General features: G+C 64.4%; 19 protein-coding genes. 7 read left to right on the top strand and 12 right to left on the bottom strand.

The window, feature by feature from the left end; genetic code table 11:
- Positions 1-107 precede the first annotated feature (107 nt).
- Positions 108-515, bottom strand: coding sequence for a hypothetical protein (locus H2LOC_RS03705; RefSeq protein ID WP_136495155.1), 408 nt, complete (start codon positions 513-515; stop codon positions 108-110).
- A 512-nt stretch (positions 516-1,027) separates the two neighbouring features.
- Between H2LOC_RS03705 and H2LOC_RS03700 the strand changes: the two genes are divergently transcribed.
- The gene (locus H2LOC_RS03700) at positions 1,028-1,879 is read left to right on the top strand and encodes an EcsC family protein (protein WP_136495154.1); all 852 of its coding nucleotides are present in this window, start codon (positions 1,028-1,030) and stop codon (positions 1,877-1,879) included.
- On the opposite strand, the gene H2LOC_RS03695 is transcribed toward H2LOC_RS03700, so the two are convergent.
- Both H2LOC_RS03695 and H2LOC_RS03690 read right to left on the bottom strand, forming a co-directional pair.
- Positions 1,862-3,115 carry an alginate O-acetyltransferase AlgX-related protein gene (locus tag H2LOC_RS03695; protein WP_136495153.1) on the bottom strand — a complete coding sequence of 418 codons (1,254 nt, stop codon included), beginning with the start codon at positions 3,113-3,115 and terminating at the stop codon, positions 1,862-1,864. The genes H2LOC_RS03700 and H2LOC_RS03695 overlap by 18 nt on opposite strands.
- A gap of 3 nt (positions 3,116-3,118) precedes the next feature.
- Complete coding sequence (locus H2LOC_RS03690) at positions 3,119-4,531, bottom strand: MBOAT family O-acyltransferase (RefSeq protein WP_136495152.1); 1,413 nt, start codon at positions 4,529-4,531, stop codon at positions 3,119-3,121.
- 603 nt (positions 4,532-5,134) lie between these two features.
- On the opposite strand from H2LOC_RS03690, the gene tyrS reads away from it, so the two are divergent.
- Entirely contained in the window at positions 5,135-6,397 is a 1,263-nt protein-coding gene (gene tyrS, locus H2LOC_RS03685; RefSeq protein ID WP_136495151.1) for a tyrosine--tRNA ligase, read from the top strand.
- Between the two features lie 126 nt (positions 6,398-6,523).
- Here tyrS and H2LOC_RS03680 read toward each other — a convergent pair whose 3' ends face one another.
- Positions 6,524-7,039: a DUF1697 domain-containing protein gene (locus H2LOC_RS03680; RefSeq protein WP_136495150.1), complete on the bottom strand. Its 516-nt coding sequence runs from the start codon at positions 7,037-7,039 to the stop codon at positions 6,524-6,526.
- Positions 7,040-7,055: 16 nt separating this feature from the next.
- On the bottom strand, positions 7,056-7,592 hold the full coding sequence (locus tag H2LOC_RS03675; protein WP_136495149.1) for a DNA-deoxyinosine glycosylase: 537 nt from the start codon (positions 7,590-7,592) through the stop codon (positions 7,056-7,058).
- A 61-nt stretch (positions 7,593-7,653) separates the two neighbouring features.
- Between H2LOC_RS03675 and H2LOC_RS21990 the strand changes: the two genes are divergently transcribed.
- Positions 7,654-8,331, top strand: a complete 678-nt coding sequence (locus H2LOC_RS21990; protein WP_343040062.1) for a BrnT family toxin — start codon at positions 7,654-7,656, stop codon at positions 8,329-8,331.
- 15 nt (positions 8,332-8,346) lie between these two features.
- On the opposite strand, the gene H2LOC_RS03660 is transcribed toward H2LOC_RS21990, so the two are convergent.
- The 5 genes from H2LOC_RS03660 to recJ all read right to left on the bottom strand — a co-directional run bounded on the left by H2LOC_RS03660 (position 8,347) and on the right by recJ (position 14,551).
- Positions 8,347-9,411 (bottom strand): DNA polymerase III subunit delta', encoded by a 1,065-nt coding sequence (locus H2LOC_RS03660; RefSeq protein ID WP_136495147.1) that lies wholly within the window; start codon positions 9,409-9,411, stop codon positions 8,347-8,349.
- Entirely contained in the window at positions 9,408-10,091 is a 684-nt protein-coding gene (tmk, locus tag H2LOC_RS03655; protein WP_136495146.1) for a dTMP kinase, read from the bottom strand. Before tmk ends, H2LOC_RS03660 begins: the two co-directional genes overlap by 4 nt.
- Positions 10,088-11,263, bottom strand: coding sequence for a D-alanyl-D-alanine carboxypeptidase family protein (locus tag H2LOC_RS03650; RefSeq protein WP_246207134.1), 1,176 nt, complete (start codon positions 11,261-11,263; stop codon positions 10,088-10,090). Before H2LOC_RS03650 ends, tmk begins: the two co-directional genes overlap by 4 nt.
- 172 nt (positions 11,264-11,435) lie before the next feature.
- Positions 11,436-12,392 carry a septal ring lytic transglycosylase RlpA family protein gene (locus H2LOC_RS03645; protein WP_246206970.1) on the bottom strand — a complete coding sequence of 319 codons (957 nt, stop codon included), beginning with the start codon at positions 12,390-12,392 and terminating at the stop codon, positions 11,436-11,438.
- 353 nt (positions 12,393-12,745) lie between these two features.
- Positions 12,746-14,551 carry a single-stranded-DNA-specific exonuclease RecJ gene (gene recJ / locus H2LOC_RS03640; RefSeq protein ID WP_136495143.1) on the bottom strand — a complete coding sequence of 602 codons (1,806 nt, stop codon included), beginning with the start codon at positions 14,549-14,551 and terminating at the stop codon, positions 12,746-12,748.
- A 112-nt stretch (positions 14,552-14,663) separates the two neighbouring features.
- Between recJ and H2LOC_RS03635 the strand changes: the two genes are divergently transcribed.
- Together H2LOC_RS03635 and H2LOC_RS03630 are read left to right on the top strand one after the other, a co-directional pair.
- Entirely contained in the window at positions 14,664-15,548 is an 885-nt protein-coding gene (locus tag H2LOC_RS03635) for an aldose 1-epimerase family protein (RefSeq protein WP_154331564.1), read from the top strand.
- 71 nt (positions 15,549-15,619) lie between these two features.
- Positions 15,620-16,651, top strand: a complete 1,032-nt coding sequence (locus H2LOC_RS03630; RefSeq protein WP_154331563.1) for a cysteine synthase A — start codon at positions 15,620-15,622, stop codon at positions 16,649-16,651.
- Between the two features lie 696 nt (positions 16,652-17,347).
- Here the strand turns inward: H2LOC_RS03630 and mobA are convergent.
- A complete protein-coding gene (gene mobA / locus H2LOC_RS03625) occupies positions 17,348-17,953 on the bottom strand; it encodes a molybdenum cofactor guanylyltransferase MobA (RefSeq protein ID WP_136495141.1) in 606 nt (201 codons plus the stop codon).
- Between the two features lie 140 nt (positions 17,954-18,093).
- Here mobA and H2LOC_RS03620 point away from each other — a divergent pair, with 140 nt between their 5' ends.
- Both H2LOC_RS03620 and H2LOC_RS03615 read left to right on the top strand, forming a co-directional pair.
- Positions 18,094-18,480, top strand: coding sequence for a thioredoxin family protein (locus H2LOC_RS03620; protein WP_136495140.1), 387 nt, complete (start codon positions 18,094-18,096; stop codon positions 18,478-18,480).
- A 21-nt stretch (positions 18,481-18,501) separates the two neighbouring features.
- The gene (locus tag H2LOC_RS03615; protein ID WP_136495139.1) at positions 18,502-19,269 is read left to right on the top strand and encodes a cytochrome c biogenesis CcdA family protein; all 768 of its coding nucleotides are present in this window, start codon (positions 18,502-18,504) and stop codon (positions 19,267-19,269) included.
- Between the two features lie 29 nt (positions 19,270-19,298).
- On the opposite strand, the gene H2LOC_RS03610 is transcribed toward H2LOC_RS03615, so the two are convergent.
- Entirely contained in the window at positions 19,299-19,595 is a 297-nt protein-coding gene (locus H2LOC_RS03610) for a hypothetical protein (RefSeq protein ID WP_136495138.1), read from the bottom strand.
- Between the last annotated feature and the right edge of the window lie 91 nt (positions 19,596-19,686).

Here is a 19,686-nt window from a genome sequence, read left to right as displayed (position 1 = left end):
CAGGCGCCGCGCGGCTACGTCAATGGCCTCCTGTGCGAGTGGATTTATGCAGCCCACTCTGGAACAGGACCCTGCGCATCGGATCGGACAAACCCTCTGCGCCGCCCCTAAGCCCCCACCCGCGTCTGGGTCCAGCCCGAGCGCAGCGCATGGACCAGCTTCTCGGTCTCGTCCGAGCCGATGCGCAGGGTTCTGCCGGTCCAGAGCTTGATCTCCACCGCCTCCAGCCCGCTCACATTGTAGAGCCAACCGTGCGGCGTCAGATGAATGCCCCAGCCGTACCACCATTTGTTGGTGACGGGACTGACGAGGGAAATCTCGGAGCGCGGCACGGATTTGCGGAAGAGGCCCGGCCCGAAGAACCAGACCAGTTCGTCCGGCGAGACTTCGACGGTGAGAGAGGAAAAAGCGGCGCTCACCGCCGCCAGAACCACGGCCACCAGCGCAAAGGGAAACCAGACGCCCGTGAGCCAGGCGGCGATCAGCAGCCCCACGACGCCGGGCAGCGTTATCATGAGCAATAAATATCCGTTCTGCCTATGGCTGTAAAAAGATCGCATTTTCTATTCCTTGTCGTGTCGCGCCCGCCCGGACGAGCAAGCCGCCACCCGAGGCCATCAACGAGCCTTCCGCCGGGGGCCGAAACATTTTGAGCGATGAGAATCTCGCGCCAATGCCGCGCATTGGAGCGCCTTTCCATTGCGAAAGCGTGTCGGTTTTTCCGACAATGAGATCCAGCGCGCCCCTTGCAAGGCGGCTCCAATCGTCCGATCTCTTAATCGCCGGAAAGAAGCGCAAAACCGTCACGGCCTTACAGTCGTCACGGGCGCCAAACTCTTAACCCGGTGCGATTTTCTTGTCGCTTGCATGACTTTTGTGCAACAGTGGGCGGCGTGAGAGCGCATTCCACGGAAGCTGGTCTGCTTCGCGAAGAGAACGCGCTAGAACTCTTTGATCTGGCGTAATTTCCGCCGCTCGAACGAGGCCGTTCAGCGGAAGCCGCGCCAGCCGCCCGGAGTGCGTTTCTGTGGCCACCACACTGCCCGTTGCGATCAACAGCCTGACTTCCGCCGACCTCGCCGCGCTGGAAGAAGCCGTGGCCGCGCTGGAGCGCTCCAGCTTCGCGCGAAAGCTTTCCCATATGGTCGGAAACCGGATCAGTTTTGCGGGCCGCGCTCTGCCGGAAAAACTCCAATATATCGGCTCGCTCGCCGCGCGCAGGGCTCTGGAGAGCGCTCTCGGCGTCGCCCTCAACAGCCTGAGGGGCAAGCCCATCAGCGCCGACGCCCGCCTGCGCCATCGCCAGCTCGCGATGGTTTCGGGCGCTCTGGGCGGAGCGATGGGCCTCGCCAGCCTGCCCGTCGAGTTGCCGATCTCGACCACGATCATGCTGCGGGCCATCGCCGACATCGCGCGGCAAGAAGGCGAAGACCTCACCGACCCCACCGCTGCAATGGCCTGTCTCGAAGTCTTCGCCCTCGGCGGCCATGGCGAGGAAGGCAAGGTCATGGAAGGCGGCTATCTCGCCCTGCGCGGCCTTTTCGCAAAGACCGTCTCGGACGCCGCCGCCTATGTCACGCATACAGGGGTGGTTTCGGAATCGGCGCCTGCGCTCGCGCGCTTGATCGGGGCCATAGCGGGGCGGTTCGGCGTGGTGGTGTCGCAGAAGACCGCCGCCCAGGCCGCGCCGATCATCGGCGCGATCAGCGGGGCCGTCATCAATGTGGCCTTCACCGAACATTTCCAGACCCTGGCGCGCGGCCATTTCACCGTGCGGCGGCTGGAGCGCGCCTATGGTCCCCACGAAATCCGGGCCGAATATGCGAGGATCGCGAGGGCCAGCGGGTTCTGGCCGCAGGAATCAGCCGGGGCCGCCTGAGAGCTTCGGGTTTTTCGCCCGGATGGCGTCGAGCAGATTGCCGACCTGCCGGTTGTTTCCGATATTCGACTCGTTTTCCTCCAGCACCACGGCGTCGGCCCAGCCGAAACTCTCCGGCAATAGCGCGAGATCGGCGGAAAGCCGCGTCCCATTGCCGATCTCGCCCGGCGCGGTCAGGAAGCGGGTCAGGCTGATGCCGCCGGCGTCGTCGCGCACATAGAACCAATAGTCGATTTCGGGCGGACAGGGCGCTACGGCCGCGGCCACGATCAGCTCCCGCAAGAAACTGTCCCCCACCATCAGCAGATGCGGGGTCTTGGGGCAGGAAGCGCCCGCGCCGTTGCGGGCGAGCGCCGCGGTCGGATAGGCGTCGTCGGGCCAAAAGAGATTGAGCAGGTCGAGAAGATCGCGGTCGGTCCCCTTGGCGAGGTCGTCTTCGCGCCAATCGAAATCATAGGCCCCGAGCAGCGGCTCGCCGCCCTGCCCTTCCAGAACGCCGCTCGCCTCCCGCAGCGTGAGCGCGGCGCCGAGAAGATTCCAGTGTATTCCGCCGCGCGGAAAGAGGTCGATCTTGTAGGCGCTCTTCTCCCTCGCGAAGAGTTCCGAAGAGTCGACGAAGGGCACGGCCCGCCGCTCCAGCGCGGCCCGAAACGGAGCCAGCTTGCGATTCGCTGCGTTGTCCTTGAGCGAGGGGCAGCTGCGCCCCGCCGGGAGATATTGCGGCGCATGAGAGGCTTTCGAGGGCGAGACCAGATAGACGAACCGCTTGCCTTGCCCCCGGACGGAAGCCGAGATTTCGCCCGCCATGTCGGCCCAGTCCTCGAGCTTGCCGGGGTTCGGCGCCGCGCCGCGCGCGCAATATTCGTCGATATAGCCGGTCGCAAACAGCTGCTCCTCGCGGCCGACGACGATATTGGCGGCTCCGGAGGCCCGGAACAGCGAATACATGAACTGGTTCTTGAGCCGCACCGAGATCGGAAACACCGGCGAGGCGCGGCCGATATTGCTGGAAACCGCCTTTTGGGTCTCGCCCGAGAGAAAAGCCTGCGCGGTCCAGGGCGCGGGTTCGATCTTGGGCACGCCGTTGAGCGGCTGCGCGCTGCGGATGCGGAGCTTGGGCCAGTCGCGCTCGACGGCGAAGTTCCAGAGATTGGCCAGGAACAGAAAACCGATGAAGCCGGCGCAGGCGAAGATGGGCAGGCGCTCGACAAAACGGCGGGAGAGAAGCTGGGCCATCGGCTAGAACCTGAAATAGATGAAAGGCTTGAACGGGTCCGCGACGCCCTTGGCGAGAGCGGCGAGGAAGAAGAGGGCCAGCAGCGTGTTTGCGGCGGGGGCGAAGCGCAGCGCCAGCGACGGCCAGCTGAAGCCTTCCGCATATAGCGCCGCACGCTGGGCGACGCAGATCGCCGCCGCGATCGACGCCGCCAGCCAGTAATAGGAAGGCACCAGCGCATCGCCGGGCGCGACCACGCCGGGCTGAACCATCAGGGCCAGCATCTGGCCGGCCTGCCCCAGCGAATTGGCGCGGAATATGGTCCAGCCGACCATGACCACAAGGAAAGTGACGAGATTGGCGAGCCAGCCCGGCAGCCGCTCCAGCGCACGCAAAAGGAACAGGCGGTCGAGCACCAGGAACAGGCCGTTATAGGCGCCCCAGGCGACATAGGTCCAGGCCGCGCCGTGCCAAATGCCCGAAGCAAGGAAACAAAGCCACAGGTTGAAATGGGTGCGCAGCGCCCCCTTGCGGTTTCCGCCGAGCGGAAAATAGAGATATTCGCGTATCCAGCCGGTGAGCGACATATGCCACCGCCGCCAGAATTCGGTGATGCTGCGCGCGATGTAAGGCTCGTTGAAATTCTCGTGCAGGCGGAAGCCGAACATGCGCGCAAGGCCGATGGCCATGTCGGAATAGCCGGAAAAATCGAAATAGATCTGGAAGGTGAAGAAAATCACCCCGGCCCAGGCCTCCACGAAGCCGAGCTCGGAGGCGTCATGCGCGAAAACCAGATCCGCGCCGCCGGCGAGCGCGTCGGCGAGCAGCAGCTTCTTGATCACCCCGAGCATGAAGCGCGAAAATCCGGCGACGAAATCGTCGGCGTGGGGCGGCGGGCACGCCTCCATCTGCCCGGCGATGTCGTGATATTTGATGATCGGCCCGGCGAGGAGCTTGGGAAAGAAAAACACATAAAGCGCGTAGAGAGAGACGCTGCGCGCGGGCGGCGTCACGCCGCGGTGAACGTCGACGAGATAGGTGATCTTCTCGAAGACGATGAAGGAAACGCCGATCGGCAGGGCGATTTTCGGGACCGCCGCTTGCGCGAAGCCGAGCGCATCGAGGTTTTCGACCAGAAAGCCGGCATATTTGTAATAGACCAGGATAGCGAGGTTGGCGCACACCCCCACCGCCAGCCAGGCTGAGCGGGCGGCGCTCCCCTGCGGCGCGGCGTGAACAAGTCTGGCGACCAACAGATCCAGCGCGACCGAGGCCATGACCACCAGGACGAAAACCGGCTCGCTCCAGGCGTAAAAGACGACGCTCGCCAGCAGCAGCACGAGCATACGAGAGGCGCGGCGGCCCGCCGCTGCGAGAAAGACGAGATAAACCGCCGGGGCGAACAGGAACAGAAACAGCGGTTCGTAAAAGAGCATCAGGGTCCTTGAGGCGGCGTGGGAACTCGATCGTCTTAGCAGAGCCAAAGCGCGGGCGGCAAGGAAGCGCCTTCAAGGCTATTGGGCAAAGGGCGCTTTCCTTCCCCTTGATGGCTTACGCCATGCACACATCTCGAAAGCTGCCAACGCCGTCTTGGTCGGGCTTGTCCCGGCCATCCACGTCAAACGATGGCGACATCTTCCGAATGTGCCCCGCGATCTACCGGCTTTCTGATGTTTTGCGCGGGATGCTTCCATGTCCGAGCCAGAGACCAAAGTGGGGCCGAGACGTTCGCTCTACCCGGTGAAATCGCGCGCATCTTCGGAAAAAACCTCAACGCCCCGGCGTGGATGGCCGGGACAAGCCCGGCCAAGACGGTCTCCTGGAGATGTGTGACTCCCTTAGCCTTGACGGGGAGGTATAGCGCCCCACGATTTCACCTTTCACCCAATCACACAGCAACCGTCTTGCGCCAGAGGCCCCTAACCGCTAGAGCTTTTTCAATTCGGTTGAACCGAAAAGTCTCCAGGATTCCCCGTTTGATCGTGTTTTCTTCACGCGAACCGGCATCCACTTCGCTCGAAAACACTCCAGCACCGCACATGTCCGACAGCTTCGCCCCCAAATCCGAATTGCTCGCCACGCTGATCGCGCGCGGCTTCGTCCATCAATGCACCGATTTCGCCGGGCTGGACGAAGAAGCGAAAAAACCGGGTTTCTCGGCCTATATCGGCTTCGATTGCACCGCCCCCTCGCTTCATGTCGGCTCACTGCTGCCGATCATGATGCTGGCCTGGCTGCAGCGCAGCGGCGGACGGCCTTTGCCGCTGGTCGGCGGCGGCACCACGCGCGTCGGCGACCCCTCCGGTAAGGACGAAAGCCGCAGGCTGCTCACCATCGAGCAGATCGACGCCAACAAGGCCTCGATCAAGGTCATTTTCGAGAAGTTCATGCAGTTCGGCGAGGGCCCTAACGCCGCGCTGCTGCTCGACAACGCCGACTGGCTGGCCGGCCTCAATTACATCGACTTCCTGCGCGACGTCGGCCGGCATTTCTCGGTCAACCGGATGTTGACGATGGACAGCGTGAAGCTGCGCCTCGAGCGTGAGCACGAGCTGTCCTTCATCGAATTCAATTATATGTGCCTGCAGTCCTATGATTTCGCCGAGATCAACAAGCGCCACGGCGCCGTGCTGCAGATGGGCGGCTCGGACCAGTGGGGCAATATCGTCATGGGCGTCGATCTCGGCCGCCGCATGGGCTGTCCGCAGCTCTATGGCCTGACCTCGCCTTTGCTCACCACCGCCTCGGGCGCCAAAATGGGCAAGACCGCCGCCGGCGCGGTGTGGCTCAACGCCGATCTGCTCTCGCCCTATGATTACTGGCAATATTGGCGCAACACCGAGGACGCCGACGTCGTTCGTTTCCTGAAGCTCTTCACCTTCCTGCCGCTGGACGAGATCGCGCGTCTCGGCGCGCTGGAAGGCGCCGAGATCAACGAAGCCAAGAAGACCCTCGCGACCGAGGCGACGGCTCTAGTCCATGGGCGCGAGGCGGCCGAACAAGCCGCCGCTACGGCCAAAGCCACCTTCGAGGAAGGCGCACTCGCGCTGTCCCTCCCCCGCGTGACGGTGAGCGCGGCGGAGATTTCGGCCGGGCTCGGCGTGTTGACCGCCTTCGTCAAGGTCGGCCTCGTCGCTTCCACCGGCGAAGCCCGCCGTCAGGTGAAGGGCGGCGGCCTCCGCCTCAACGACGTAGCCGTTACCGACGAGCGCGCCAGCCTGACGGATAAGGACTTCGAGCAGGAAGGCGTCGCCAAGCTCTCGCTCGGCAAGAAGAAGCACGTCCTGCTGGAGCGGGCGTAGCCCTGCGGGTGATTTGCGCGAATTCTTATCGATCGGACGATTTCGTCCGATCGATAAGACTCTAGATCCCCCTGTTTTATCGTGTTTTCTTCACGCGAACCGGTATCCACTTCGCTCGGAAACACTCTAGGCGATGGCCGCCGCCATGGCGGCCAGCTTCGCGACCGTGTTCATGTTGCGCGCCGAGCCCGTCTTCTCGGCAGGCAGGCGCAGGCGGGTCTTCGCCATGCCGTCGGGATAGAAGATGAAGAGCTCGCGCTGTCCCAATCGCACCTCTTCCCCCTGAACCCCGGTCGCGCCCTCTAGCGGATCGGACGGCGGCGCGCCATCAAAGAACAGCGCCATCACGCGGTTGGCGGGCTGTTGCGGGAAAGGATTGCGCGCTAGCGTTTGCGCCATCTCGGAGGCCGCCCGCACCAGCACGGACGCCGGCCTTCCCATATGGGCCGTGAGCCGGCGTTCGAGCGCCGTTCGGACTTCCTCCTCCGAACCGTCGCTCCGAAACACCACATTCCCGCTGGCTATATAGGTCTTCACCTGAACGAAACCCGCGGATAGGCAAAGTTCGGCCAGAGCCGTCATCGGCAGCTTTCCGGTTCCCCCGACATTGACGGCCCTGAGCAAAGCGACATAGGCGGTCATTCCACACGCAACCCCTTCAAAAATCGCGAACGGCCCGCCACTTCGCAAGCTTGCTTTCGAAGCCGAGCGTGGCGTGGGCCGGACTGGTGGAAGGCAATTGTACCGTGGCGGGCGCCCTGTCCAGCCCAGGCGCCACGAGGCGATCGAACAGCCGGGCGGCGGTTGCGCCGTTGAAGCAGATCAGCGCGATATCGCCATGATCGGCGAGGAAGCCCTTAAAATCATTGGGCGTCACGCTGGCGAGATCTATTCTGTGGTCGAGGCTGCCGGGCCTTTTGGCGCTGGCGCAGACATCCCACAGCGCAACATGATGGTCCTGGAGCCGGCGCAGTCTTTCTTCGTAGAAATGCTCGGGGCCGGCGTCGAAAAGCGCGCCCATGATGGGCCAGAAGGCGTTGCGCGGCTGGGCGTAATATTGCCGCCGCTCCAGCGACATTTTTCCAGGGAGAGAGCCGAGAACAAGCACGCGCGCATCAGCCCGCGCCACCGGCGGAAAGCCTTGGGAGCGAGGGAGGGCGGCGGAGATTTCGGGGGCTTGGTCGGGCCGCGTCATGACCGCCTATCCTTGCCGGGCGGAGGATCGAGTCGTCGAGTGGTAAGCGCGCATTGTCCACTTGACCGTTGACAAAACTACGGCAGCGCCGTATACGAAATTACTACTGCAGAGCAGTATTTGCATGAATAACGATTTGTTCGAGTGGGACACTAACAAGGCCGCTTCCAACTACGCCAAGCATGGCGTTGCGTTCGAGGCGGCGCGAAGCGTTTTCAAAGACCCGTTTGCCATTGAGCATCTCGACGACCGCGCGAATTATGGCGAAGACCGTTTCATCCTCCTCGGCATGGTAAGCGGCGGTCGGCTTCTGGTCGTCGTCTACACCATGAGAGGGGCAAAATCCGCATCATTTCGGCCAGGGGCGCTGAACCTTATGAGCAACGAGAATACCACGAACAAGACGGCTGACGCTTCCGGTGCGGCGCAGGACTGGAGCCGCTTCGACGCCATGACGGAACAAGAACGTCACTCTGCCGCTCTCTCCGATCCGGAAGCGCAACCGCTCACGCCCGAGGATTTCCGCCGTATGAAACGGACGCCTCAGGTGAGCGTGATTCGCCGCGCCCTCGGACTGTCGCAGGAGGAGTTTGCGGAGAAGTTCCTAATTCCGATCGGCACATTGCGTGATTGGGAGCAGGGACGAAAAGCGCCCGACGCCGCGGCGCGAGCCTACCTCGTTGTGATAGGCCGCAACCCTTCGGCGGTGGCGGAAGCGTTGCACCCTAACGCCGCGTAATCAGCCCGACGCGCCCTACCCCCGCGCCGCGCGCTCCAGCCGCTGGAAGATCGAAACCACCAGGGCCTTTTTGTCGAAGTTGAAAATCTCGGTCTCCCGCGCCGCGGCGCCGATCTCGGTCCAGGCGTCGGCGTAGCCGATCAGCGCGCCGGCTCCCTGCCCGGCCTGCGCCCGCACCCGCGCATCCAGAAAACGAAACAGAGCCCGCATGAAAGTCTCATAGGCGCTTTCGTTCTCGCGGCCGGACAGCCGGTCGGACAGCGCATGCACGGCGCTCCAATCGACCTGCGGCAGACGATCGAACAGACTCTGCAGCACCCGATCGAAGGCGACCCCGTCATTGTCCAGCAGCCGCAACGCCTCTTGCACCGATCCCCGCGCCCGCTCCGCCGCTTCCCCGACCAAGGCGTCGGGAAGGCGCTCCCACGTCGGCCCGAGCGATTTCACCGCCGCGGCGACCTCCCCGGCCTGCATCGGCTCCAGCGCGAGCCGGCGGCATCTGGAGCGGATGGTCGGAAGAATCCGTCCCGGCTGATGGGCGATCAGCAGGAACAGTGCGCGTTCCGGCGGCTCCTCGATCAGCTTCAGCAGCGCATTGGCGCTGGAGCGGTTGAGATCGTCGGCGCAGTCGACGATCGCTATGCGCCAGCCGCCCGTGCCTGAGCCGCGATGCAGCGCCTGAATGATTTCGCGCACGTCGTCGATGCGTATCTCGGTGTAATGACGCTTGGATTTATCGTTCCAGCCGCGCCGCAGCAGAAAGATGTCGGCGAGCGCCAGAGTGGCGACATGGCGGGCGGCGGGATTTTCCGCGGGAACCGCAAGGCTCTGCGCCTCCTGGACTTCCCTCGAGGCGGGATCGGGATGGGCGAGGAGAAAACGCGCGAGGCGCCAGGCCAGCGTCGCCTTGCCTATGCCTTCGGGACCGCCCAGAATCACGGCCTGCGGCATTCGGTTGCGACGATAGGCGTCGAGCAGTTCGCGCTCGGCCTTCTCATGGCCGAACAACGCGAGTTGCTCGCGCGGATGGGGAGCGTCCTCGAAACGGTCGCTCTCAGGCAGGCCTGCTTCCTTGCTCATGCCGGCTGCAGTTCCTCGGCCGGCAGAAAGCGGGCCTCGATCAATTGCCAGATCGCCTGGGCGACCTCCTCCTTGGGGGCGAGCGCGTCGACCACGCAACAGCGATCGGCCTCGCCGGCAGCAATATTGAGGAAGGCCCGCCTCAACCCTTCATGAAAAGCGACCTCCTCGCCCTCGAAACGGTCCGGGGCGGCATGGGCGCCGCGCCGGGTCGCGGCGCGCGCAAGCCCGTCTGCGACAGGAATGTCCAGGACGATGGTCAAATCCGGCCTCAAATCTCCCAGGGCGATTTTTTCCAGCAGCGCGATCATGCGGGGCTCCGCCTCGCCCATGACGCCCTGATAGGCCCTCGTCGAATCCGAGAAGCGATCGCACAGGACGATCGCGCCCCGCCGCAGGGCCGGCGCGATCACCGTATCCAGATGGTCGATGCGGGCGGCGGCGAACAATATCGCTTCGCCGAGCGGCCCGAGCGCCGCGGCCCGCCCCGAAAGGATGAATTCGCGCAGCTTTTCGGCCCGCGGCGACCCTCCGGGCTCTCTCGTCGACACCACTTCGATCCCGGTCCGGGCGAGACGCTCGGAAAGAAGCCCGATCTGCGTCGATTTGCCGGCTCCCTCCCCGCCCTCGAAGGTTATGAGCCGACCTTTCGGGCCTGGGTCGGCCGACGCCGCGCTCATTGCAGCTTTTTTGCGAAACGGGCGTGTATCGCCGCCGCAGCATATTCATAGGCGGCGTCGAACGCGCGCCGCGAAAGCGAGCCTTCCTCGACGGACTCGGCGGCGACGAGCGGCTGGTCGAGCACGACCAGCGGGCCGCGTTTGATCTCTATGCGGCCGACCTTCGCCCCCGCCTCCACCGGAGCGACGAGCGGCCCTTCGTAAATGATCCTGCCGCTGAGCTTTTCCGTGCCGCCCCGCTGCAGCAGCGCAGTGAGATCCCTGGTCGCGGTCAAGGGCACGCTGCTCTTGGCGCCGCCGTAAACCTGCGCCGTTCCAATGGTTTCGCCGGCCTTGAACAGGGACTTCTCTTCAAAGTTGCGGAAACCCCATTGCAGCAGCTTGCGCGCTTCCTCGGCGCGATCCTTCGCGGTGCGCGCGCCATAGGCGGCGAGTATCAGCCGGCGCCCCTCCTCCGCCGCCGAGGCGACGATGCCGAACCCGCTTTTTTCGTCGATATTGCCGGTTTTCAGGCCATCGGCGCCGATGCTCATGTTGAGCAAGGGGTTGCGGTTCGGCTGCTTGATCTTGTTCCAGGTGAATTCTTTCTCGCCGAAATAGCGATAGTAGTCGGGATAGGTCTTGATCACGAAGCCGGCCAGCCGGACCATGTCGCGCGGGGTGACCTTCTGGTCCGGCCCCGCCTGTCCCCAGGGATTGCCGAAGCTCGATTTCGTGAGGCCGAGTTCGGAAGCGCGCCTGTTCATGCGCATGACGAAAGCTTCCTCCGCTCCCGCCACGCCTTCCGCCAGGGTGATCGCCGCGTCGTTTCCGGAATCGATCACGAGCCCGCGGATCAGATCCTCGATCCGGGCCCGGGAGTTCACCTGGAGGAACATCGACGAGCCGCCGGATTTCACGCCGCCGTCTCGCCAGGCGTGCTCCGAAACGGTGAACTCGTCGTCGAGCTTCAGCCGCCCCGAGGCCAGTTCCTGGAACACCAGCTCCGCGGTCATGATCTTGACCGTGGATGCGGGAGTGACCTGATCGTCGGCGCCTTTTTCGAACAGGACCGCTCCTGAATTGGCGTCGACGAGGATGGCGTTGGGGAAGCTGGTTTGAAAACCCTGCGCCCGGACATGTCCGGGGGAAAACGTCACGAGGGCAAGAACAATGCTTAAAAACCCAAGGATGCGATGTGACACGGGCTGATTTCCGCTCGGCTGGCTTGTCCCAAAGATGGCGCGCCGCGATACAGAATGCAATCGTTCCGACGCGCCAGGGAACGGCCGCACGGCGGGTGTCCAGGAATTTCAAAAAAGGCCGGCCCATTAGGCCGGGAAACTCTTTTCGTGAATCGCTTTTTTAGTTCATCGCCTGCCTGGAGCCGGAGGAGCCCAAGCGGCTCGGCCGCACCGGCGGCAATGGCGGCGCCGCCGAGCGGCTCGCACGGATCGACTTCACCGGGGTGTCGTCGACCCCCGGCCCGGCTTCCTCGGCGTAGGCGGTTCTGTCCTTGCTCATGATTTCTTCGGCGGCGGCTCTCGCGGCGCGATCCGCGGCCTCCGTTTCGGCGGCGGCCTCCATCGTGGGCCGGGCGGCCGGCGGCGGCGGCGCGGGGGGCGCGACCGCAGCTTCCAACTCGTCGATATCGGCCGGCCGGCGCGGCGGCTGGGCGTAGGCTATGCGGCTGCGGGCGGGAGCAGGCTCCTCTGCGACCATGACCGGCGGCTCCATGCCGGGAAGCGCCGCCGGGCTCCCGTCGGTGCGCAGCGACGCCATGAGAGCGGCGTTGTCGGAACCGGAAAGATCGGCGCGGCCGATCCACTCCACCTTGACGCGGGCGGTGCCGACCCTGTGGAAATCCAGCGCTTCGGCCACGCGCTGCGAAACATCCATCACCCTGCCGCCATGATAGGGGCCGCGATCATTGACGCGTACGACGATGGAATGCGCATTGTTCATATTGGTGACACGCGCATAGCTCGGCAGAGGCATGGTCGGATGCGCGGCGCTGAGAGAGTTGCGGTCGAAGACCTCGCCATTGGCGGTTCTTCGGCCGTGAAAATCCGAACCGTACCAGGAGGCGGTTCCGACGGCCGCATATGGCCTTTCACTGGGGTAATAAGTCTTTCCGGCGATCTTGTAGGGCTTGCCGACCTGATAACGGCCGCCGCCCTGCGGCACCTCCTCGCCGTCTTCCACCACTCTCGGGCTCGGGCGTACGCCATAACGTGGATCGACGCCGCCCAGCTCCCGCATCGAGGCGTAGCGCTGGCCGGAAGGAGATCCGGCGCAGCCCGCCAGGGCGGCTATGGCCATAAAGAGGAGGGAGCCACGGAAAAAACTATTCGACCGGCGCTGGAAAGGTTTGAATTGGGACATATTTCCATCGACGGTGAATTGCATTTCTAGTCCTTGCCGAACAGCACGACGAAGCAGCGCCATGCAGGCGCCGCAAGCCCCCGCAGTCATCGACGCAGTTTTACGAAAAATGATTACGCGGGCGTTAACGCTGTCACATTGGGGACAGGAATGTGGTCGAGCGGAAGCTGTCCAATTCCAAAAGCAGAAGGCCTCCCAATTACGACGAAAATGCGGCAGGCCCCCGGAGGCCCCAGCAACACTCGAATCAAGGCGATGTTCCGAATGCGCCGGAAACCTTCTTTACGGCCTCAAGCGCGCGCGTGAGCGAGGTCGACGATCTGGGCGTCGACTTTTTCGCGGCCCCGGAACGCCCCGACGGAAAGGCGGACCGCTATATGAAATGTGTCCCCCCTCCCGTTCAGAAGCGCCTCGCCCAGCGGCGAGGCCAGCGCCCGAAAACAGATCGCCTCGATTTGCGCCCCGTCTCCCGATCGAAGGCGCGCCCGGATGTGGCTCCGGTCGGCGCCGACCACGGTCGCGCCGGCGACGCTATGCCCCGGAAGGACATAAACCGGGTCGGCGTTTCCCTGCCCGTATGGGCCTGCCTTTTCCACCCTCTGTAGAAGCTCCAGCCGGGCTCCCCGAGCCGTCAGCGAGGCGTCGATCGGGAGAATGTCCGCCGTCGGGGCGCCGGCCAACTGGGCTTCGATCGCGTCATTCATGAAGACGCGAAACGCGTCGAGTCTGGCGCGCGCAATGGTGGCTCCGGCGGCCATGGCGTGGCCGCCTCCCTTGATCGCGACCCCGGCGTCCACCGCATTCCGGACCGCGAGACCGAGATTTGCGCCGCTTAACCCTCTACCTGAACCAGTTCCATTTTCCCCTTTAAATCCAAATGCAAATGATGGGATGTTAAACCTTTCCTTTAATCTCGAAGCGATCAATCCGACGATGCCCGGATGCCAATCGTCCCCGCCGACGACCAGACAGGAAATTCTGTTCGAGCGCCTCAGCGCCTCTTCGGCTTCAGCCGTTGCAGTCTCCAGCAAGGTCTTTTCGAGCGCCTGCCGCTCGGCGTTCAGTCGGTCGAGCGTGAGAGCGATCGACGCCGCTTCGGCCGGGTCGGTCATGGTGAGGAGGCGCGATCCGAGGCTCGCATCGCCGATCCGCCCGCCGGCGTTGATGCGCGGGCCGAGCACGAAGCCGAGATGATAAGGCTTCAATGGCCCATCCAGTCGGGCGGCCTCCATCAGCGCCGCGAGACCGGTGCGCCGGCGCCCCTGCATCACGGCGAGGCCCTGCAAGACGAAAGCGCGGTTGAGCCCTCTGAGCGCCGCGACGTCGGCCACAGTGGCCAGCGCCACGAGGTCGAGTCCGGCCAGGATTTCGGGCGCCGGCCGGGCGGCGCTCCAGTGATCTCGCCGCCTCAGCTCGCGGTTGAGCGCGACCAGAGCCAGAAAAACCACACCGGCGGCGCAGAGCGCGCCCTGGCCCGAGAGATCGTCCTGCCGGTTCGGATTGACGATGCAGGCGGTGGGAAGTTCTTCCGGGGCCTGGTGATGGTCGAAAACCACCGCATCCAGTCCCAGGGCCGCCGCCTCTGCGAGCGCCTCATGGCTGGTCGTGCCGCAATCCACCGTGACGAGAAGCTGCGCGCCCCGCGCGCGCAGCTCGCGGATGGCGTCGATATTGGGTCCGTAACCCTCGAGAATGCGGTCCGGAATGTGGACGAAGGGAGGAGGCGCCCCGGCGGCGGTCAGGAATTCGGCCAGCAGAGCCGAAGAACAGGCGCCGTCGACATCATAGTCGCCGAAAATGGCGATCTGCTCCCCCCGCAGGATGGCGTCCGCAAGACGCGCGACCGCGCGATCCATTTCCACCAGGGTTGATGGATCCGGCGTCAGATCGCGCAATTTGGGATCGAGCCAGGCCGCCGCGGTTTCGCCCGTCGCGCCCCTGCCGGCCAGCACCCGGGCAAGAACGTCCTCGAACCCATGGGCCTGGGCGATGGCCTCGGCCCTGGCCTCGCCGGCCTTGTCCAGGCGCGGGACCCATCTTTTGCCTAGGAGCGAATTCTCCACGCCGAGGAAGGCCTCTGCTTGTTCCGAACGCATCTCTCACTCTCGAAAAAAGTCCAAGCCGGCACTTTCCCGGCGCCGAGGCTTCGGGTCAACCGCCGCGAGGACAAAGCTTGCGCCGGGATCGGCCGCCCGCGATGCTGCGCCCATGAGCAAGACGATTCTTCTGAGAAATCCCGCCGGCGACACCGCCGAAATCGACAGCTTCGGCGCCGAGCTGATGTCCTGGCGGGCGTCGGGAGCCGAACTCGTCTGGCGCGAAGACCCTGCGGTCTGGGACCAGAGCGCGCCCATCCTTTTCCCCGTCGTCGGCTGGACGCGCAACGGCGCGGTTCGGGTGGCGGGGAAGACCTACCCGCTTTCGCTTCACGGCTTCGCCTGGAGAAAGCAGTTTTCGATCCGCGGCGGGGCGGAGGATTTCGTTCGGCTCGCGCTGGAGGCCGATGACGAAACGCGGGCGCTTTATCCTTTCGAGTTCGAGCTGCTGGCGGAGTTCCGCCTGCTGCCCGGCGGGCTGGAGAACGCCCTCGTCGTCACCAACAAGGGCGAGACGCCGCTGCCCTACGCCTGCGGGCTGCATCCGGCCTTCAACTGGCCCCTCGCCGGTTCCAACGCGCCTCACAGCGTCGTTTTCGAACAGGCGGAGGGATCCGAAGTCCCGATCATCGCCCCCGGAGGGCTCATTTCGAGCCGGACCAAGCCCGTCCCCGTCAGCGGCAATGCGCTTTCGCTCTCCCTGGATCTGATGAAAAACGACGCCCTGGTTTTCCTGGACCTGAAGAGCCGCAGCCTCGCCTTCGACAATGGCGCCGGCGCGAGACTGAGGGTCGAATTGCAGGATTTTCCGCATATCGGCTTCTGGTCCCTGCCCCCCGCTCCCTATCTTTGCATCGAGCCCTGGACCGGATATGGCGACCCTGAAGACTTCTATGGCGAACTCGCCGAAAAGCCCTCGATGCGCCTGCTCGCTCCCGGAGAAAGCGCCCGCCACGCCGCGATATTCCGATTTGAGTCTACTGTCTCCATAGACTAAATCTCGAAAGAGCGCCGGCGGAACGATCGTTGCTTCGCTCGGCCCCGGACACCGCTTTGAAGAGGAACGAAATGACCATCGCCGCCAATGTGATCGAGGCTATCGGCAGGACGCCGCTGATTGAATTGCGCGCGGCGTCCAAGGCGACCGGTTGCCGCATTCTCGGCAAGGCGGAATTCATGAATCCCGGCGGCTCGGTGAAGGATCGGGCGGCCCTGTTCATCGTGAAGGACGCCGTCCGGCGCGGAACGCTGAAGCCCGGCGGCCTGATCGTGGAAGGAACTGCCGGCAACACCGGCATCGGGCTCGCTCTCGTCGCCAACGCCCTCGGCTATTCGACGGTCATCGTGATTCCGGAGACCCAGGCGAAGGAAAAGAAAGACACTTTGCGGCTGCAGGGCGCCCAGCTGCTCGAGGTGCCGGCCGTGCCCTACGCCAATCCCAATAATTACGTGAAGCTTTCCGGCCGCCTCGCCGAAAGGCTGGCCAAGGAGCATCCGCAGGGGGCCATCTGGGCCAATCAATTCGACAATCTCGCCAACCGGCAGGCCCATATCGAAACCACCGGGCCGGAGATCTATGACGAGCTGAATGGGGAAATCGACGGTTTCATCTGCGCCTGCGGCACCGGCGGCACCCTCGCCGGCGTGGGTCTGGCGCTGAAAGAGCGCAAACCGGGCGTCGCGATCGGCCTCGCCGACCCCATGGGCGCCGCGCTTTACTCCTGGTACGCCCATGGCGAGCTGAAATCCTCCGGCAGCTCCATAACCGAAGGCATCGGCCAGGGCCGCGTGACCGACAACCTCGTCGGCGCCCCGGTGGATTTCCCCTGTCAGATTCCCGACGAAGAAGCGCTGCCGATCCTTTTCGACCTCGCCCAGAACGAGGGCCTGCTCCTCGGCGGGTCGTCCGGCGTCAATGTCGCCGGCGCCATCCGCCTCGCCCGCGAGCTCGGCCCCGGCCACACCATCGTGACGATCCTGTGCGACGGCGGCGGACGCTACGCCTCCAAGCTGTTCAACCCGGCCTTCCTGCGCGAGCAGAAACTGCCGACGCCGCCCTGGCTGGAGCCTAGGGAGCCGGTCAATCCGGGTTATGTGTGATAGGGCGTTGATTGCACGTCGAGGCCAATTCGACGCCCTCATGCTTGAGGGACGGCGACCACCTTCGAGACGCCCGCTGCGCGGGCTCCTCAGGCTGAGGGGGCTGATTTTCGTCTGAGACACAGGCAAATCGGGCGAAGGGCGCTTTCCCTCCCCTCGACGGGAAGGGTCGCCTCGGAGCGGCGGGGTGGGGTGACTTGCAGCCGCCCCCACGGTCACTCCGCCCGCGCTCAAGGTCCGTGTCAGCGGCGATTCTGGCAGCCGCAACAGGAGCAAGGGCCGTCCACCTCATCGATAAAGGGGGCGTCCCATCGCCGCCGCTCACCCTACCCAGGCGTCAAGAGTGCCGCTTGTGATGGTGATGAAGGCCCCAGCTATTATGATGGTGACCCGATCCATGACGGGGGCCCCAACCTTGGTTAGGACGATGGCCCCAACTGTACTGGCGATGGCTCCAGGCTTGATGATGACTGTAAGCGGCGGCGGGAGCAATCATCTCGATAATCCAGAGAACGGCGGCGCGTTCGAACAGAGAAGACTCCTTCATTTCCTGTCCCTCACTTATTGTGCCTGGAATCGCGGAAACTATCATAGCTCTGACTGAAGCGCGGCCCCAGAGGCCGCGACGTCGCACAGCGCAACAAACTCTGGTTAATGAACCGTTGCTTTGCACAGCCCTGGTCAGGCGCGCCGCAATCATAGGGAAGCGATCTTCTCCGCCTCGGCCACGTCCTCAGGGCGATTGACGTTGAAAAACGGGTCGTAGGGCTCCGTCGGCCATTCGACGACCGCGTTGGGATAGCGTCCGATGAAGCCCGAGACTTTGCGGAGGTCTTCGTCCACCAGCGCCCGGCGCAATTCCTCTCGCGCCGCCACGGGCCATAGCGCCACGGCGTGATGGTCGCGACCGCCCGAGCCGGCGACCGCGATTCTGGCGCCCTCGGTCACGGCGCCGCGCAGGCAGGCGACGAGATCGAGCGGAATGAAGGGCGTATCCGCCGGAACGCTGACCATGAAAGATATATGCGGAGCCGCGGCGGCGACATGATCTAACCCCGCCAGCACGCCGGCGAGCGGCCCGGCGAAGCCGGGAATGTCGTCGGGAACGACCGGGATCGAAAAGCTCGAAAAGCGGGCCGGATCGCCGTTGGCGTTCAACGCCACGCCGGCGCATTGGGGGGCCAGCCGCCGGAGCGGTCGGGCGAGGATGGGCTCGCCGGCAACCTCGATCAGTCCCTTGTCGACGCCGCCGAGCCGCCGCGCAAGCCCGCCCGCGAGAATCAGTCCGTAGACGTCATTCATCAAAGATTTTCCGGATCCCTGTTCGCCGGCATGTAACGTAGTCGGCGCCCGCGACGAATGAAACGTCGTGCTTCTCTATTTTGCTCGCCCGCCGAGGCGGAGCGCGCAAGCAGAGCCCTCTCGATTGGAGATTTGAACAAATGCTCGACCGCCGCATACTGCTTTTCGCTGCCGCCTTTTCGTTCGTCGGCTTCGGCGCCCTCGCCGCCGACAAGACCGCCTTTACCGCAAAGAGCTTCGCCGCGGCGCAGGCCGCGGGCGATTCCATCCTCGTCCATGTCAACGCTCCCTGGTGCCCCACCTGCAGGGCGCAGCAGCCGATCCTGCAGAAACTGGAAAAAGACCCCAAATTCAGCAAGCTCAAGGTTTTCGAGGTGGATTTCGACAGCCAGAAGGACGCGGTGCGCTCCTTCAAAGCCACGACCCAGAGCACGCTCATCGTCTTCAAGGGCGCGACGGAAACCGGCCGATCGGTGGGCGACACCGACGCGAAGTCGGTCGAAGCCCTGGCCGAAAAGGCGCTTTGAGACACACCCAGGGAGACAGACATGAGCCTCGCCGCTCCGGGACTGGCGCTGATCGCCGGAACTCTTTCGGTGCTCTCGCCCTGCGTGCTGCCGCTGCTGCCGCTCACCCTCGGAGCGGCGGCCTCCCGCCACCGCTACGGTCCGGCTTTGCTCGCCATGGGCGTCGCTTTGTCTTTCGTGGCCATCGGCCTGTTCGTGGCGACGATCGGCTTCGCCATCGGTTTCGACGGCGCGGTTTTTCGCTCCGCCGCCGCGGCTCTGATGATCCTGGCGGGACTGGTTCTGGTCTTCCCGCCCTTGCAGGCGAAGGTCAGCGCGGCGGCCGGTCCCTTGAGCGATCGCATCGACGCCTTGTTTCGCGGCGCCCCCACTGGAGCGTTTTCGAGCGAAGTGGCTAGCGGTTCGCGTGAAGAAAACAGCGGCGGGCTGGGGCAGTTCAGCCTCGGCCTTGTCCTCGGCGCGGTCTGGAGCCCCTGCGTCGGGCCCACCCTCGGCGCCGCCTCGGTGCTCGCGGCGCGCGGCGAGAATCTTCGCGAGGTCGCCGCGACCATGGCCGCATTCGGCATCGGCGCCGCCCTGCCCCTGCTCTTGCTGGGACTGCTGTCGCGCAAGGTCATGATGCGTTGGCGCGCCAGCCTCATGGGAGCGGGAGCGCGCGGCAAGGCCGCCCTCGGCGCCATGCTGGTTCTGCTCGGCGTCCTCGTCGTCAGCGATCTCGACAAAAAGCTCGAGACGGCTTTGGTCGAGGCCTCGCCGCAGTGGCTCACGGAGCTTACGACGAGGTTTTGATATGGCGGCGGCGCCCTCGGGGCGTCGGCTCAGTTCGACGCCATGCAGTCCTTGATGTCGCTTTCCTTCTTCATGCGCTCGAAAGTGTCGTTGCAGAAGCGTTCGAGGTCCGGACGCAGGGCTGCATTGCCGGCGTTGGCCCGAATGCCCGCGGAGCCTTCGAGCAGCTCCTTCTGAGCGGCGTGCACCTGCTTGGGCGAAAGCTGGGACGAACAGGCCTCGTATTTCTTCAGCAGCGCGTCGCACTGCGGGATTCCGGTCGGGTCGACCGCGAAAGCGGGAGAGACCGAAAGAAGAGCGAAACCAAGGGCGAAGGCGAATCTCACGGACGCGTATTCCTTTGAAAGCCAGAATTTCCGCGCCGACCATATAAAAAAGACGAAGGAAAGAAAACGGGCGGCGGGCCTTTCTTTGGAC

This window comes from Methylocystis heyeri, from assembly GCF_004802635.2.
Lineage (GTDB): Bacteria > Pseudomonadota > Alphaproteobacteria > Rhizobiales > Beijerinckiaceae > Methylocystis > Methylocystis heyeri.
Note: the sequence above shows the minus strand (reverse complement) of the source record. Positions and strands in the feature narration are given on the sequence as shown.